The sequence below is a fragment of the Bacillus methanolicus genome (genome assembly GCF_028888695.1).
GTDB lineage: Bacteria > Bacillota > Bacilli > Bacillales > Cytobacillaceae > Bacillus_Z > Bacillus_Z methanolicus_B.
This window is the reverse complement of record NZ_PNFF01000002.1, coordinates 723,831-740,805: the sequence shown is the minus strand read 5'-3', so window position 1 is coordinate 740,805 and position 16,975 is coordinate 723,831. Positions and strand designations below refer to the sequence as shown.

At 36.3% G+C, this 16,975-nt stretch carries 16 protein-coding genes and 1 riboswitch; of the genes, 3 read left to right on the top strand and 13 right to left on the bottom strand.

Annotated elements, in window-relative coordinates:
* Window positions 1-23: 23 nt before the first annotated feature.
* A riboswitch (TPP riboswitch) is annotated at window positions 24-129 on the bottom strand.
* A 54-nt stretch (window positions 130-183) separates the two neighbouring features.
* Together C0966_RS15350 and C0966_RS15345 are read right to left on the bottom strand one after the other, a co-directional pair.
* Window positions 184-1,140: a DMT family transporter gene (locus C0966_RS15350; protein WP_274856850.1), complete on the bottom strand. Its 957-nt coding sequence runs from the start codon at window positions 1,138-1,140 to the stop codon at window positions 184-186.
* An 851-nt stretch (window positions 1,141-1,991) separates the two neighbouring features.
* On the bottom strand, window positions 1,992-3,113 hold the full coding sequence (locus tag C0966_RS15345) for an IS110 family transposase (protein WP_274856569.1): 1,122 nt from the start codon (window positions 3,111-3,113) through the stop codon (window positions 1,992-1,994).
* Window positions 3,114-3,451: 338 nt separating this feature from the next.
* On the opposite strand from C0966_RS15345, the gene C0966_RS15340 reads away from it, so the two are divergent.
* The 3 genes from C0966_RS15340 to istB all read left to right on the top strand — a co-directional run bounded on the left by C0966_RS15340 (window position 3,452) and on the right by istB (window position 6,502).
* A complete protein-coding gene (locus tag C0966_RS15340; RefSeq protein WP_274856568.1) occupies window positions 3,452-3,907 on the top strand; it encodes a hypothetical protein in 456 nt (151 codons plus the stop codon).
* A 292-nt stretch (window positions 3,908-4,199) separates the two neighbouring features.
* Window positions 4,200-5,759 (top strand): IS21 family transposase, encoded by a 1,560-nt coding sequence (istA, locus tag C0966_RS15335; protein WP_274853114.1) that lies wholly within the window; start codon window positions 4,200-4,202, stop codon window positions 5,757-5,759.
* Window positions 5,756-6,502 (top strand): IS21-like element helper ATPase IstB, encoded by a 747-nt coding sequence (istB, locus tag C0966_RS15330; protein ID WP_274853113.1) that lies wholly within the window; start codon window positions 5,756-5,758, stop codon window positions 6,500-6,502. Before istA ends, istB begins: the two co-directional genes overlap by 4 nt.
* 102 nt (window positions 6,503-6,604) lie before the next feature.
* Here istB and C0966_RS15325 read toward each other — a convergent pair whose 3' ends face one another.
* The 11 genes from C0966_RS15325 to C0966_RS15275 all read right to left on the bottom strand — a co-directional run bounded on the left by C0966_RS15325 (window position 6,605) and on the right by C0966_RS15275 (window position 16,599).
* Window positions 6,605-6,769, bottom strand: a complete 165-nt coding sequence (locus C0966_RS15325) for a hypothetical protein (RefSeq protein ID WP_274856567.1) — start codon at window positions 6,767-6,769, stop codon at window positions 6,605-6,607.
* 204 nt (window positions 6,770-6,973) lie between these two features.
* A complete protein-coding gene (locus tag C0966_RS15320; RefSeq protein WP_274856566.1) occupies window positions 6,974-8,131 on the bottom strand; it encodes a mannitol-1-phosphate 5-dehydrogenase in 1,158 nt (385 codons plus the stop codon).
* A 1-nt stretch (window position 8,132) separates the two neighbouring features.
* Window positions 8,133-8,570: a PTS sugar transporter subunit IIA gene (locus C0966_RS15315; protein WP_274856565.1), complete on the bottom strand. Its 438-nt coding sequence runs from the start codon at window positions 8,568-8,570 to the stop codon at window positions 8,133-8,135.
* Window position 8,571: 1 nt separating this feature from the next.
* Entirely contained in the window at window positions 8,572-10,695 is a 2,124-nt protein-coding gene (locus C0966_RS15310) for a BglG family transcription antiterminator (RefSeq protein WP_274856564.1), read from the bottom strand.
* Between the two features lie 283 nt (window positions 10,696-10,978).
* Window positions 10,979-12,445: a PTS mannitol transporter subunit IICB gene (locus tag C0966_RS15305; RefSeq protein ID WP_274856563.1), complete on the bottom strand. Its 1,467-nt coding sequence runs from the start codon at window positions 12,443-12,445 to the stop codon at window positions 10,979-10,981.
* A gap of 343 nt (window positions 12,446-12,788) precedes the next feature.
* Entirely contained in the window at window positions 12,789-13,598 is an 810-nt protein-coding gene (locus tag C0966_RS15300) for an alpha/beta fold hydrolase (RefSeq protein WP_274856562.1), read from the bottom strand.
* Window positions 13,599-14,159: 561 nt separating this feature from the next.
* Window positions 14,160-14,780 (bottom strand): polysaccharide deacetylase family protein, encoded by a 621-nt coding sequence (locus C0966_RS15295; RefSeq protein WP_342456740.1) that lies wholly within the window; start codon window positions 14,778-14,780, stop codon window positions 14,160-14,162.
* A gap of 545 nt (window positions 14,781-15,325) precedes the next feature.
* On the bottom strand, window positions 15,326-15,457 hold the full coding sequence (locus C0966_RS15290) for a hypothetical protein (RefSeq protein WP_274856561.1): 132 nt from the start codon (window positions 15,455-15,457) through the stop codon (window positions 15,326-15,328).
* 163 nt (window positions 15,458-15,620) lie between these two features.
* Window positions 15,621-16,031: a VOC family protein gene (locus tag C0966_RS15285; RefSeq protein ID WP_274856560.1), complete on the bottom strand. Its 411-nt coding sequence runs from the start codon at window positions 16,029-16,031 to the stop codon at window positions 15,621-15,623.
* A gap of 241 nt (window positions 16,032-16,272) precedes the next feature.
* On the bottom strand, window positions 16,273-16,377 hold the full coding sequence (locus C0966_RS15280; RefSeq protein WP_274856559.1) for a YjcZ family sporulation protein: 105 nt from the start codon (window positions 16,375-16,377) through the stop codon (window positions 16,273-16,275).
* A 78-nt stretch (window positions 16,378-16,455) separates the two neighbouring features.
* A complete protein-coding gene (locus C0966_RS15275) occupies window positions 16,456-16,599 on the bottom strand; it encodes a YjcZ family sporulation protein (RefSeq protein ID WP_274856558.1) in 144 nt (47 codons plus the stop codon).
* Window positions 16,600-16,975: the final 376 nt, after the last annotated feature.

Here is a 16,975-nt window from a genome sequence, read left to right as displayed (position 1 = left end):
AGTACATAAAAATACCCTAGTCTAAAAAATAGTCTCCACTTCCCTACGCTGGTATAATCCAGATCAGGTTCAAAGGGTTTAGAACCGAAGTTCAATCTCAGCCTTTAAAAGGCTCCCCTAGTGTTGCGAATTATTTAATTTATTAAAATTTTAACACGAATCCGAAAAAGTGGAAACATTTTTTTAGGCTTGTTTGCGTTGGAATTGCCTTCCATCTTCAATGACGGTTAATTTTTTTTGAGGTTCATTTGATTTAAAGGATAAGATAATTACCATTGCCATCACGCACAGGGCGCCAAATGCTTGAAACACTCCAAAAGAAACATGAAGCCATATAATTGCTGAAATAACAGCGACGAGCGGTTCTGTGCAGCTTAGTAGACTTGTTTCTTTCGGGGTAATAAAACGAAGGCTTTCCAAATAAAGAAAAAATGCAATCAACGTTCCAAAAATAATGACAAAGCTAATGAGTGAAAGTGTATGTATAGACCAATCTTGAATTTCTATTTTCCAAGGGGGATGAATAAAACTCAATCCAATTCCTCCTATAATCATTCCCCATCCAACAACGACTATTGAACCCCATTTTTTTAGTAATCGAACGGGATATATTGTATAAAAAGCAAGGGCTATACCGGACAATATTCCCCATGCGACAGAGATATTGGAAACGGCGAAATTCTTAATTGAACCGTTCGTTAACAAAAGGAAAGTTCCTAAAAGTGCTAATAGAATTGCTGTTAGGTCAATACGACCAGGAAATACACGATGTCTCAAAATAAAATAGACAGTTATAAATATCGGAGCTAAGTATTGAAGTAATGTAGCAACCGCAGAGTTTCCTGTTTCGATCGAAGCGAAATATGTATACTGGACTCCTAACAATCCAAGAATTCCAAATAGTAATAACTGGAGTCGTGTCTTTCGATCTTTCCAAATCGCCCATACCTTTTCTTTATCTTTACTTAACAGACCTATTGCAATTAATGCTACACCCGAGAATAACAGCCGTATTGTCACTAGCCACCCAATCGGAACACCATAATTTTGAAAAAGCTGCTGGGCCGCGGTACCTGATAATCCCCATAATGTAGCTCCAAAAGTTACCATTAAAATACCTTTGTAACGATCTTGTCCTATGAAATTTCCCACATCTGTTCCCCCTCTTGGCTGATCCTATTTATATTGTACATTATATTGTGAGAATAATATAAACCTTTTATCGAATTCACAAAGAACACATCTTGTTTCTGCCGGGGGATTCGTTATATAGAAACCGGGACAAGTCTCGGATATTTTTTAGCGGAATGATGGTGATGGAAAGCTCATAAATGTGATCGACGGCTCATAAACGAAAATGAAGGCTCATTTTTTGGAATAAAAGCTCATATATTCGAATGAAGGCTCATATTTCAAAATAAAGACTCATTTATCTAAATAAAAGCTCATTTATCAAATTAAAGGCTGATATGAACGAAACTTTCAAGTCCCCCACAAAATTTCTTTAATCTTTATGTTTTTGGCCGACTTTAAGTAAAGAAGCGCTTTTTTGGCTTCTTTTAGGGAGTTAGCTTGGATAAGCTAGAGATGTTCCTTTTTCAGCTTGACTACCCTACCTCAATTCAAAGATTGACTGTCAAGTGCTTTCCTTGACGGTCGATCTTTGAATTGAGACGATATCAAAAGCTGAAAAGGGATGAATTTCCTCCTTTCTTTTTCATTCAGATTGGGCTAAGCGCACGGCACGAAGGCAAAAATCTCTCTACAACGGTAAGCATTCTGATATCCGTGGGTTCTCACATTTTATCTTTCCGTACTAAGGAGCTTCCACTAACTCATATCGTGCGTTAGTCTAATAGAGACATGGCACAAGCCTTTATCGTGGGTTCTCCTTACCGGATGTTTCCTTTGCCTCCGAGCCCTATTCTCAGTTTTTCTTTTATCCTTGATTCATAAAGCTAAATGTAGACCAGTTTTCAATAACCCTTCGATTAACTCGTTAATTTGGCTTGCAATCGATCGATTTCTTGAGTGATCGCCCAAATAAATCCTGCTAATTCTCGTGCAATGGCTGTCATCGCTTTTCCACTTGATTTTCCTCGTGCTAGTAGACGAAAATACTTTTTGTGAAGCCGATTTTGTGCCTTCCATGGCATGTCTAAAACACCGGGTGGTTGTCCCATTTGTCTTTTCTTTAATTTTCCCTTTACAGCTGGTTGATATCGATAACTCCATGCAGCTTCCACTAATAGGCGACGCACATGACGATTCCCTGTCTTGGTGATCTTCCCTTGTTTTCTAACTTCACCACTAGAACTTTCACTTGGAACCAGTCCCGCATATGCCATTAACTGCTTGGGTGACGCAAACCTTTCAAATGATCCAATTTCTGCGACTAGACTCGTAGCTGTAATCACGGCTACCCCTCTTAACGTTTGAAGGGCCTGAATCATCGGTGCATGGAAACCTTCAGTAGCCTGCCGTTCAATTTCCTCTTCAAGCCGTTTCAATCGCTGCTCAATCTCATGGAGTTGATACATATATTCTTGGTAGACAATTCTGGATGGAGTATGATCAAACTTTAGGGTATTCAACCAATTTCTATACGGTACTGTCCACTTTTTAACCCCTTTAGGAGGTCTAATATCGTGGCGCAAAAGAAATTTTGTCAATCGATGCTTTGCCCTTAACTCATCCTCTTTCGTATCTTCACGGGCTCGGACTAAATCTCGAAGCGCTTCATCTTCTTGGGTTGGTACATACACGGATGTTAGCTCTCCCGCACGGAAAAGCTGTGCGAGCCGTATAGCATCCCTCCGATCTGTTTTCACGCGCTCGCCAGGTTTTTTTGGAATCAAGGTAGGTGCAATCACTTCACATTCCACTCCTAAACTAAGTAAAAATCGGTGAAGTGGATAACCAGTAGGCCCTGCTTCATAACAAAATCGAAGGTTTGCAGGTTCTCCAAGTTTTCTGACCAGTTTCCTAACCGCTTCTGGAGTATGAGGGATGGTGCCCCAGTAAACAGGATCCTTTCTTCCTTCTTCAGCAATTGCCACAGCAATTTTTTCTTTTGAGACGTCTAAACCAACATATTTTATGGTATCCTTCATAATAACTAGCTCCTTCCGTAATGTAGCTCTGATTTGGTTTGTTTTTTCTTTCAATTAGTGTACCAAATTAATCTACGCTGTTACGAGTATGGGGCTAGTTTCGTTCATGATAACTCATAAATCCAAATGAAGGCTCATAACCTTGCCTTGATCATGGTTCAGAGCGAATACCCCTTATCTTCCAGCTAAAAATTCGATAAAATCTCTATTAAAATTTAAGATAAAACGAAGTTAATGGAGTAGTATAATAAAAAAAAGGCTATTTTAGGGAAGAAACTTTTTATGAACCTTAAAAGCATAGAAAGAAACTAAGGGGGGGGATAGCAATCAAATATATTATGGATGTAGTAATTGTCGGAGCAGCCGTATTGACATTTTCTCTTATGTGCTTTTACTGTCCATTATTCATTAATGGTTTACGAAAAAAGAAACGTAAGTTACCAATTAATGGTTTACAAAAAAGAAAACGTATGTTACCTGGAAAAAGAGTAAAGTATTCTCTTAAACATTTTTACTTTATCTCTATTGTTTTTATCTCGTTTTTACTGCTAACCTTCATTGATAACCTGCTCTTTGGAATGCCATTTGGTCATTTAAACCATTGGCTGATTATGGAGATCGGTGCTTACCTCGTATTGAGCTCTCTTTATTTCCTAAGTTTTATCTTTGGAGACATCACTGATCCACTCCCTTTATCTAGCTTTTGGAGTTTCTTTTTTGATGGTATGGGTGGAGGAGATGCTTCCGTAAGTGATTCTAGTGACGGAGGAGATGGTGGAGGCGGCGGAGACTAACTAAAACGCCTTACTAAAGGCGTTTTAAATTACCTAAAAATCAACGTTATGTTTTATCAATTTTACACAACTCCAATCTATCAAATGTAATCCTACCCGTTGTAGGATATTTTCGAGCAACTTCTGCAACAATATTTAGCATAATGCTGCCCGAATGTAACCGATAAAATATAATTGACAGTTTCCGATAAATAAAATTTTACACATTTCATGTTCAAACTATTAAAATAGTTTTCTATCGCTGTTAGTATTTTTATTGTCGAGATATTAACGGTGATGGAGGATTTGAAAGGTGGACAAGTTTGAAGTGTATGTAGAGATACGACAATTATTGGAATTGGGGTTCAGTAAGGCTAAAGTGGCTAAGAAGTTAGGAATCTCCAGGCCCACACTGTACCGGTATCTTAATCAAAACCCTAAGGAGATGGTTGAATGGATTGACTCTACTAATACAAGATCTAAAAAGTTAGATCCTTATAAAAGCCAAATATTAACTTGGCTTAATGAGCATCCTGACATGTCAGCTGCCCAAGTGGAAGATTGGTTAAAGGAAAGATATTCAAGTTTGGAAGTTTCCGAAGGTACCGTTAGGTCCTATGTTCGTGAACTGAGGATTCATTACGGAATTACAAAGGAAACACTCCCCAGATCTTATGAAGCTGTTCCAGAAGTAGAAATGGGAGAACAAGTCCAAGTTGATTTTGGGGAGACTCATCAATATACGCGAGGGAAGAAAAAAGTAAAACTATATTTTATAGCGTTTGTACTTTCCCATTCACGATATAAATATATGGAATGGTTAGATCGACCTTTTACTACTCGTGATGTCATACGTTGTCACGAAAATGCATTTCAATGGTTTGGGGGCATCCCTCGTGAAATTGTTTATGACCAGGATTCATTAATACTTGTTAGTGAAAATGGTGGAGATCTCATATTAACAAAGGAGTTTGAATCCTATCGACAAGAAAGAAAATTAAAATTGAGAGTTTGCCGTAAAGCTGATCCGGAAAGCAAAGGGAAAATTGAAAATGTTGTAGGATATATCAAACATAACTTTGCTAAACATCGGGAATTCACAAATATTGATGAATGGAATGAGGCGGGCTGGGAATGGCTGAACCGCACTGGTAATTATAAAATACACAATACAACGAAAAAAAGACCAGTCGAAGTATTTCAGAAAGAAAAGCAATACTTAAGACCAGTCCTCAACAAATTATCTAACTTAAATCCTTACTCCAGTATAACAAGGGCTGTTCGTAAAGACAACACTATACGATATCAATCAAATCGTTATTCAGTCCCTCTTGGGACATATAACAAACAAAAAGAAGTTTATATAACTGAATCTGATGGATACTTGTTTATTTATGAAAAAGCAGACGGTCCTTTGATAGCTAAACATAAAATATTCCCTGGCAAAGGACAATTAATCCAAGATCGTCAGCATACACGAGACCGAACAAAAGGTATTGATGCTTATATTGAAACGGTCTCACGTTATTTCACAAATTCTGAACTTGCCAAATCCTATTTACAAGAAATTCGAAAAAAGAAACCTCGTTATATACGGGACCAATTACAAATTATTTTGAAGCAAATCCGATTAATAAAGCAGTCCGTAGTGGATAAAGCTTTGGAGGAATGCATGAATAAAAAGCTTTATACAGCAACCGACTTTACCGATATGGCTCAGTACCTTCAACAACAAAAACAAATAAACAGCAGCAGTAAGGATAAGGAACAAGTGGTAATACCAGTTGTGGAACGTAAAAATCAAATCAACCAAATCAATACGCAAAAACGTGATGTGAATAAATACATATCTGTATTGGAGGGGCAAAAATGAACTCATTATCAAAATCACAAGAGCTTTTAAAAGCTCTTCGTTTGAAGGAAACGGCTCATTATTTGCCAACTTTAGTTAAAGAAGCCGAAACGAACGATTCCTCATATCTCACTTTTCTTAATTGCATTTTAGAATACGAGCAAAAAAGAAGGGAAGAAAAGCAGTTAGAAAAGCGACTAAAGTGGGCAAATTTTCCGTTTCAAAGAACAATAGATGAATTTAATTTAGAGGAGCAACAATCATTAAGCAGGAAGCAATTGAATCAACTTAAGGAATTAACATGGATTGAACAATTGTATAACATCATTTTCCTTGGACCGCCAGGTGTCGGAAAGACCCACTTGGCGGTGGGTTTAGGATTTGTAGCTATAAATCAAGGCTATAAAGTGATGTTTATTACAATGGGAGAGCTGATACATACATTGAAAACAGAAGAAATTTCACGTAAATCTCAAACAAAAATAAAAAGAATCCGAAGTGCAGATTTGATTATTATAGATGATCTTATGTTTATGGCCATGGACCAACATGAAGCTAACTTATTCTTCCACCTAATTAACGATTTATATAATAAGTCGTCTATTATACTAACATCTAATAAAGCGCCAAAGGAATGGGGGGAATTATTAGGTGATCCAGCGATTACCACTGCCATCTTAGATAGAATTCTTCATAAAGCTGAAATTATTCACCTAAATGAAGATAGTTATAGAATGAAACATAGATCCTCTATATTTAATTAAAAGTGTAAAAAATTAATTATCGGAAATTGTAATATTTCACTTGACGGTCACACCGAATGATTCAACAAAAAAGACGATACTGATCTTGCAGTGTCGCACTATTTAATGGAAGCCACTATTTGTTGTGTTATCATAAATTTTTTTTAACAAGGAAATGATCTCTTTATTTTGTTTAACTTGCTCATCAGAATTGACTTTAATAATATGTACCCAATAAAATATAAACACCAGCAATGCAAAAGATAATAAAGGTATAATAATTTCCACGGTAGAACTCCCCTTCCACTTTCAAACTTTACTAAGCACTAACCTATTTCCATACATTGTTGGTAAATTCCTGTATAATAATTTCTTTATCTAAAACTTATCTGCATTATTTTAAATAAAATAACCTCTCTTGCATTACAGCAAAAGAGGAATTGTAAATTATATTTATTTAACATTAAATCTTGTAGCGGAATAACCTTTATTTTAGTTCTCGCCCTTTAATAAATTGTATTGCTCTATGATTAATTTTGCTAAATTTGAGTCTTTGTCCAGCTGAGTATATTTTTCAATCGTGTACTCTAATCCGTTATTATTGATGCTTTCTTGGATTTCAACCGCTTCCGCATCTTGTGGAAAGTCATATAACAAAGCAGCTGCAATGCTTTTTGCTAAGTAAACAGGCTGATCGCCAACGATTTCTGCAAATTGTTTAGCCGGGCTTACTAACCGATCATTCGGACCAAGCTTGCGGATTGGAGAACGACCCACCCTTGTTACTTCATCTGAAATATACGGATTGGAAAATCTATTGATAATTTTAGAAATATATTGTTGATGATTTTCCATCTCGAAGTTGTATTTTTTCACCAGCAATAATCCTGTTTCTTGAAGAGTTTTCTCTACAAGAGTCTTGATTTCTTCTTTTTCCATTGCTTCATTGATTGTTTGGATGCCGGCATAATAGCCAAAATACGCTGCTACAGCATGTCCTGTGTTAACAGTAAACAATTTTCTTTCAATGTAAGGCTTTAAATCGTTTACAAACGTAATTCCCTCGACAGGCGGCTTTTCTCCAACAATTTTTGTTTGATCTACCGCCCATTCATAAAACGGTTCAACCATCACCATTAATTTGTCTTCATTCGATTGATTTGGCACAATTCGGTCAACGGCCGCATCCGGGAAGCCAAAGCGTTGATCAAAAATTTCTTTTTCTTCTTTATTCATTTTTTCATAGACTTTTTCTTTAAGTAAAGTGCTGCCCCCAATCATATTTTCGCAGGCAATGATATTTAATGGCTGATCCGTTGTTTGAATTCTTTTTCGCAATCCTTCCGCAATAACACCGGCGATATGCGGCAAAATATTCGGGCCTACTGCAGTTGTAACCAATTCAGCCTTGGCAATCGCGTCAATCACTTTATCAGGATTCTTCCGGCTATTAATCGCACGTACATTTTTGATGATTAGCTCATCTTTGGAATGATCAGCAAGAACCACCCGATATTCCTGCTTTTGATTTATTAAATCAACGATTTCACTGTTTACATCAACAAAGCATGTTTGATAACCTGATTGGTATAAGAGACTGCCGATAAAACCTCTGCCGATATTTCCTGCTCCGAAATGGACAGCCAGCATGTTAGTTCACTCCTTCAAAGATTGCTAGAATCTCTTCTTTTGAAGACGCGTTTACGATCTTCATCACATTCTCTTCTTCTGATAGAACAATCGCAATTTTTGATAGTATCTCTAAATGTTCATCTCCTTTGCCGGCAATCCCGATTAATAATTTAACAATGTTGCCGTTGCCAAAATCTACACCGCCAGGAACTTGGATAATCGCAATTCCAGATTCGTTTACAGACTGTTTAGCGTCCTCCGTACCATGTGGAATGGCAACAAAGTTCCCCATATAAGTAGAGCTTAACTCCTCTCTTTCCAGCATTTTTTCAATGTATGCTGAATCTACATACCCATTTTCCACTAATACATTTCCAGTTAATCGAATGGCACTTTCTTTATTTTCAATTTCAGCATTTAATAAGATATTTTCTGGTGATAAGATTGGTAATGCCATGTTATACACTCCTTAGTTCATTTAATTTTTCATCAAAAAATTGTACAAATTTGGCAGCCAAATAAGAAGAAATGTCATGAGCATTTTTCGATTCAAATAATTTTATACTCTGTTCATTTTCAATAATTAATGTGCTAATAAAACTTAAGACTTCTAATCCCTGACTTGATAAATGCTGAGGTGATAATAATAAAAGGATGGTTTCTGCTTCCATTTCGGATTGGTCCATCGCTTTTACTTGCAATGGTTTCGTTAACCTTAAGATTGTAAAGGAAGGACGTGCTACATATTCACTTCGGGAATGATACAAAACCAATTTAGTATCAGGTATCCCTAATCCGCCCAGTTTTTCACGTTCCAATAAAGCTTTTATTAATAACTCAACATCCCTTATGACACCTTGTTTATATAAAAACTTACAAGCTTCTTTTAACACTTGATCAGCCGTCTGAGAAGCAGTTGCAGCCAGCACTTGAAATCCTTTTAAAACAGTGGAGATTGTTGCTGTGTATTGATGAATGCTTTCCATTCTTTCGATCGTTCTTTCTGCATGTATCGAATTAGGGAGCTTGCGATCCATTAGTGAAGCTTTCCTATTTATATCCTCATTGTAAATGCGATTATGGATATAATTTCTAAGCTTTTTTATTTCCTCTTTTGTCAAAATTGGACTGACTACGATATACTCTCTTTGAAAATTAGGCAGGTTTATCGTAGAAATGACCAAATGAAAATCATCTATATTAACTTGATTTAATTCAAATAAAGAAACATTTTTAAGTGTCTTTATTTCGGGTAATTCCTGTTTAAGTCTTGTCGCCAGCATTTTCGATGTGCCAATGCCGCTTGAGCAAATAATTAAAGCACTTAAATCTTCAGCTTTCTTGTTCCCCAATAAAGCGGAACCAAAATGCATGACCAAATAACCGATCTCTTCATCCGGTATAGACAAATCCGGAAAGACTTCCTCTGCTCCTTCTTTCACGATAACGAACAGATCTTCGTAGTCTTCCTGAATTTTTTGCAGTAATGGATTCGTAATTCCCATATTCTGTTTTATTCGATAAAGTGCCGGTTTTAAGTGAGCGACCAGCCCTTGAAAAAGATCAACGTTGCTAGTTAATTCGACATTTACTTGATCCTCTACAAACCGTATAAGGTTTTTCGCGTTCATTGCCACTTTTAGACCGGACTCTTCAATGAGGTACTCTTTATCATGCCTCAATTTTGCTCCTTGCAAATGCATAGTGATATAGCCAACTTCAGCAACCGGAATTGGTACTTTGAAAACTTTTGATAATTTATGAACAATTTTTTCAGCTATTTTGTATTCCGGAGCAGCTTGCAAGCTTTCTAAATATACTTGATCTATATTGATGTTTTCTCCTTGTAAAATGCGTTCAATGGCCAATGCTAAATGGACGACTAAACCGATATAGGCACTGTCCGCTATTGAATATGGCAACTCTTCGTTGATTTCTTCAATTGTTTTCTCAACAATGAGAAGTTTTTTCTTCTCAACAAGACCTAATAGTCTTTCAGAAATGGAATCTGTTTGGTGAGTTGATTTTTTTTGAATGTTCTCTCTCACCAAGGACAAAAATTCTACTTCATTGAGATTCTCAGCGATGATGCTGCTCATCGCTCTTCTTTTCGCTGTTTCAGTACCAATAATTTCAACACCGTAGCCTCTTTTTCTCATTAGCGACAAATTGAAATTCCTTAATCGTTCCTCTAATTTCGTTAAATCGTTGCTAATTGTTGCAATTGTCACGTTTAAATCATTAGCCAAGGAAATGAGCTTAACAGGTTCAGTTGATTCCAATAAAGTACATAAAAGAATCGTCTGACGTTCATCAGGCGTATATTCATTGTATGATAGATTAAAAAGAGTAAGTTTTAACTCTTCGACCTTTTCCTTGTCACCAATAATTTGAATGCCGACTCCTGATTTTTTGACTAAACTCAGACCGTATTCCTTTAAAATGTTTTCAATTCCTTTTAAGTCTCTATGAATCGTACGGACGCTTACATCAATTTCATCCGCAAGATCCCTGACAGTCATTTCTTCATTTTTTGCCAGCAGGATTTCAAGTATCAGTCTTTCTCTTGCAGAAATATACATAGCATTCACTCCACTAAGGATCTTTGAATCATCCAATTCGCTTATTATAATGGTGACAAAACTTAAATATTATACCTGCCATTTCTATAATAAAACGTTTACATCCTTTATTACAATGAAAGGAAATTATAGTTTCGTCCAAAGCATTGTTGCCACTATTGAAATAGTCTTCAACAAAGAGGCTGACTAATAAGGGTCTGACACCTCCGACAAAATCAATATATAGAATGGTATATTGTATTGGAGGGGTCTGACCCTTTGCTTTTAGTCAGCCTCAAAATCTTCACTTATTAACTTTTAATTTTTCGATAAGTTCATCATATTTAGGGCTATTTAAAAAGTTTTCTACTGAAATATGATGTGCATTTGGTAATTTCGCTTTTGCCCGATCTGTTAAATCTTTATGTGTAATGACAATATCTGCATCAGCAGGAAGATTGTTAATGGAAGTATTCGATACCGTTACATCTATCCCCGCTTTTTGCACTTTATTTTTTAGGATCGAAGCTCCCATTGCACTTGAACCCATTCCTGCATCACAAGCAAAAATAATTTTTTGAATATTATTTGGCAACTCATTTTGTACGTTTGTTTCATTCCCTGTCGTTTGGACTTTCGTTGCTTCTTGTTTAATGAGTGTGGAAGCCTTGCTTTCTTTTCCTTTAAGTGCAGCAGTTTTTTCAGCTGCTTTAACTAAATCGTCTTCATTGGAATGCTTAGAAGCTTTTAAGATAACTGCAGAAATTAAGAAAGATACTGCAGCTGCTGCTAATACTCCAGCAAGGACACCTAAATAATGACCTTTTGGCGTCATGAAAATTACCGCAAAAATACTTCCTGGAGACGGAGCAGCTACTAGACCGGCATCAAATACTAACAGAGTAAAAACGCCCGTTGCGCCCCCTGCAATTGCCGCAACAAGGAGAAGCGGTTTCATTAAGATATAAGGAAAATAAATTTCATGAATTCCACCTAAGAAATGAATAATGGCTGCTCCAGGAGCTGATTGTTTTGCCATGCCTTTCCCAAACAAAATATAGGCTAATAATATTCCTAATCCCGGACCAGGATTTGCCTCTAATAAGAATAAAATAGATTTACCGGCACTTGCTGCCTGCTCGATTCCAATCGGGCTTAAAATACCATGGTTGATCGCGTTATTTAAGAACAACACCTTACCAGGTTCAATAAATACACTTGCTAGAGGTAAAAGATTCATATCTATAATTGCTTGAACCCCGGCTGCAAATGTCTTGTTAAGCGTTAAAACAACCGGACCAATCCCTTTATAGGCAAGTAAAGTTAAAAGACCGCCAATTATACCTGCAGAAAAATTGTTAACCAGCATTTCAAAGCCGGATTTAACTTTTCCATCAATGGCTTCGTCGAATTTTTTGATAGCCCAGCCACCTAAAGGACCCATGATCATTGCACCTAAAAACATGGGGTTATCTGGTGAACCAACAATTACTCCCATTGTAGCGGTTGCACCTACTACTCCGCCTCTTAAATCGTAGACCATTCTTCCGCCAGTAAATCCGATTAAGATGGGGAGTAAATAAGTAATCATAGGCTTAACAAGCTTGGCCAAATCTTCATTTGGAAACCATCCTTTTGGGATAAATAAAGCGGTAATAATCCCCCAAGCGATAAATGCCCCTATATTTGGCATAATCATGCCGCTTAAATAACTGCCGAAGCGCTGAATTTTTACTTTAGCACCTGAGTTTGACTGATTCGTATTCGTCATCTCTATTTCAACTCCTTTATCCACTATCAACATCGTAGAAATATTTCATTTCTACTTTCATGATAAAGCGCTTTCATAAACGTATCAATTAATAGAAAAAATAAATTTGTCAATGTGATTGTTGCCATAATTGAAATTTAAAATAAACTTTATCATCATATTATTCGCCAGCGAAAAACAACAAAGACCGAAGAAGAGCCGGGCATTTGCCTGATTTTTTTCTCCAATTTCTTATTCAATAAAAAAAGCCAGCATCAGATGCTGACTCAAAATTTCTTTAACTATCATATTTGTTAACCACCATGGAACAGTTTAATTTATTTCCAAAGTTCTTATTTCGAAGCTATCCAATGAAACGAATAAGCTCTCGATTAAATTTTTCAAGCTCACAATAAAACAATCCATGACCACTATACTTAAAGGGAATGGGTTCCGATCCCCTAATTCCGGCCTGCATTAATTCGGCAAGCACAAATGGGCATACTTGATCTTGTTTTCCATGGAAAATTCCAGTCGGTACGTTGATCATAGATAAATCTTGCCGTAAATCTTCATCTCGAAGGGAAATGGCACACATTGCTGTTGCATGGCCTGACGCTTCTATTCCCAATCCGTGGAACCAGTCTTTGAAACTCTCAGTTAAAAAACGCGCGAAAAAGATATCCCCAAAATCATCCAACATTTTAGGGCGATCTGTGTAGGTACCTTCGATTAACTTATTGACCGCCTCTTTTGTTAGTCCATACGGGTAATCTGGACGTTTGGTAAAGACAGGTGCCGCTGCTGCCAAAAGTGCTAGTTTAGAGATCTTATACCCTGCATGCCGGGCCATATACCGTATGGCAATTGCTCCTCCCATCGAGTGTCCGGCAAGGGTAACATCTTCCAACTTTAAAGTATCAATCACTATACGGATATCATCTGCCAATCGATTGTACGAATATCCTTTCCAAGGGCGATCCGACTTCCCGAATCCACGAAGATCGATCCCGATGCAACGGTAGCCCATTTTCGGAAGTTGATTGAACTGATATTCAAACATTTTATGGTTGACCGGCCAGCCATGTAAAAATAAGATTGGTTTACCATGCCCAGGGTCTATATCCTCAACGTAAATATTTACATTTTGTTCAACCGTAATGTAGTACCCCACCCATCTGTCCCCCCTAAATAAAAATTCTGCACCCTTTGGTCCAATTGCTATTAAAAAAAGCCAACTTCATATGTTGACATAATAGGCATTTTATTTTTTGATATGAGAAAACAGCAATCCTCCGCCATCAGAAGTGTATTTGCCCGGTTCCTAATTTATAGTGTACCAATCGTGCATAAAACATTTTTATCCCTCCCATAACCACTATTTCTTTATTTATTAATTTATGAAATTTGGACTTGAAACATGACGTTGTTTAGAAACATGCTTAATCATAAAAGGGAAATGAGGAAGTTTTTGGAAAAAACAAGATCAAGAGTCACTCAAACGATTGATACGTCTGCCCTTTCTGTTAATCCTTTATACTTGAAAGTATAAAAAAGACCGAAGAAGAACCAGAATTCAACTGATTTTTCTCCGATCTTGGAAACCCAATGAAAAGCTGTTCATCTTCGGCCAGCTTTTCATTTTACTTTTACGGCTTTTGCAAAGTCTTCAAGCGTTGTAGAATACGTGACATAAATTCTCGGAAGGAGATAGTACTCGTTTTCCATGCCCTTTTCAGAAAATGGTCCGGGTGTTGTCGTAACCCCAAATCGATAGTATTTTTTCGTCTCTGCCACTACTTTGGCATTGAAATTTCCATACGGATATGCAAGAGCGATAACCGGTTTGCCTGTGATTTGATTCTTTTAATTCATATTCGTATTTTTTCGTTTTCGTCAAATCAGGATGTGTAGCGGTATGTGACTGGATAGAAAAGAAGCCCGTTTCATCCATCTTTTTTAACTCTTTTTTCGATAATCGATTTGGCCGGCCGATAAAATCAGAAATAACAAAGATGGTGCCTGCAGGTTGAAAACGCTCGTCTTCCAGCTTCTGAAAGATTGCAAGGGTGTTCATATTATTTTTGTATCCGTCATCAAAGGTAATGAAAATGGGTTTGTTCACTTTGTTAATATCTTGCCAACGCTCAAACGTTAATAATGTATAGCCGTGATTTTTAAGATACATCATTTGTTTTTCGAAATTCTCTGGCGCCACATATAACTCCCTTGAACCATGGCCTTTATAATCGTCGATCGAATGATAGATCAAGATAGGCACTTCCAGCTTACCAAAAGCATTTGATGGGAGCCCCAACATAAGAAGAAATGAGAAAAGCAATGTAATCTTTTTCATGGAACTCCTTTCTTTTAATCCAAAGAGTATCGTTTTAATATATTGTTACTCAAAGTTTTTATTCTATTATTATTTTTACGTTGATTAAAGAAATGCTTTTGTATCAATACTTATCATTTCTTTCTTCTTTTCCAAGAGGAAAAAATTATCAAAAATAGTTGACCTGGTAACTTGCACATTATCACTCGTTAGTGACTAGTGAAATTATCTTGTTAATCAATTGTTAGGCATTATTAATAACTTTTTCATTAGTTCTTAACAAAGATTCATTAAAATATTAATCGTAACTCAAAGTTGTTCGAACTTATAATACTCTGGTTTCAGACTTAAATAGAATTAAGTTTGTGGCTATGATACAAGTTCGAACAACGGCAAAACAGAATTTTTTAGTAATCCTCTTGTTTTTTTCTTTGTTTAGCTACCCTATCCCTAAGTAAATTATTAATCAAACGTTTGATTAATAAAAGCTAAATACAATGATTATCAAGACAAAAAAAGCGCTGGGCAGCTTATTGTTTATTTACCCAACGCTTTGTTTTTCTATTTTACCTCGGCAAAGAAAACGTCACGGTTTTACCCTTAAAGAGTTCTTTTCCATCCGTTCCATAGAACGGTCCAAATTCTAAATCAAATTTTTTAAAAATCTCAAATTCATCTTTGTTAATTGAACTACTCACCGCTTAACACCCGTCTTGTCTTGGGGAAAGACAACATAGGAACACCAAACGAAGGTTTAAGAACCGCAGCGAAAACTCATTTTTTTCCTTCTGATCATGTGATATGTACAAGAAAAAAGGTCGAAGATACGATTAAAAAGTATCTTCGACCCATGTTATAGTATTAGTTTTTAGCAAGGTTTAATTGCCATGAAACTCCATATTTATCTTGCACCCAACCAAACTTTTCACTAAACGGATAAGCTGCCAACGGCATGAGAACTTCTCCATCTTGAGATAACTTCTCGTAAAGTTCATCAATTTCCTCCTCTGTATCACATTTTACATAAAGTGATATAGACGGAGTAAATGTAAACTCATGCTTTACACTACTATCTATACACATAAACTCTTGTCCGTTTAATGTGAATGTAGCATGCAGCACTGTTCCCTCTTTGCCAGCCTCATGTGCTCCATAACGAGTAATACTTATTATTTCTGACTGCCTAAACAAAGAAGTGTAAAAATTCATCGCTTCTTCAGCTTTACCATCGAACATTAAAAACGTAGTAATTTTTTGGGTTGAATTTTTCACTTTATAATCTGCTCCTTTTATTTATATATGTAACTAAACAAAACACTTGTTCCCATTATATTATCTTTGAGCAAAAACAAATTGTCAACTTTCTGTCTATTCAATAATATTTACATATAATAAATAAAAATGCACCTGGTGACAGGTGCCTAAAATAATTGTATTTATGCTAACATCATATTCTCTAACTTAGATTCTTCTTTTTAATATGAGTTAAATTAGGGTTTTATTATTATTATTATTAGTAACCTCCATAGCCGCCAAAGCAAGAACATCCTACAATGATAAGTAGAACGAATAAAACAACGACTAAAGCAAAAGCGTTATTTCTGAATCCATCACTCATATTTAACACCACCTTTTCTATAATAATGATAAATTATTGTTAGAAGCCCTAAACTGCAACATGTGGGCTTCCTTTTAATTAATAGCTCCAGATAACTGCACCAACAATTATCAATAGAATGAACAATACTACAATTAACGCAAAGTTAGAGCCACCGCCGCCGTAACCGCCGTAGCCGTAGCCGCCGTAGCCTTTACCACATCCACAACCAAAGAAACACATATTAGTTCACCTCCATATGCTGGTCTCATTTTTATCCTATGTAACTTTTAAAGAAAGGATTGGACAAATATCCTAGTCCATAAAAGAACTCTTAGGTTTTGTTGAAAAAGATCTACTTTAAAAAGAATAAGCGATTGCAATAAGCACACGCTTCTGCGGAGGTAACTATTATGCAACATGGGTGGGATTCATCATGGATATGTGGAGATATTCTTATCTATTGTACAAGATATGCACAAAGGGAAAAAAGGATAGACGAATGTCGTTATAAAAGTGAAAATCCCTAAATAATAAAAAAAAAGCCATCAATTGGTTAGAAAAATGGGCTCTTAAATGGAACATGATTTCTGTATTTTTTATTTACTACGTAACATTG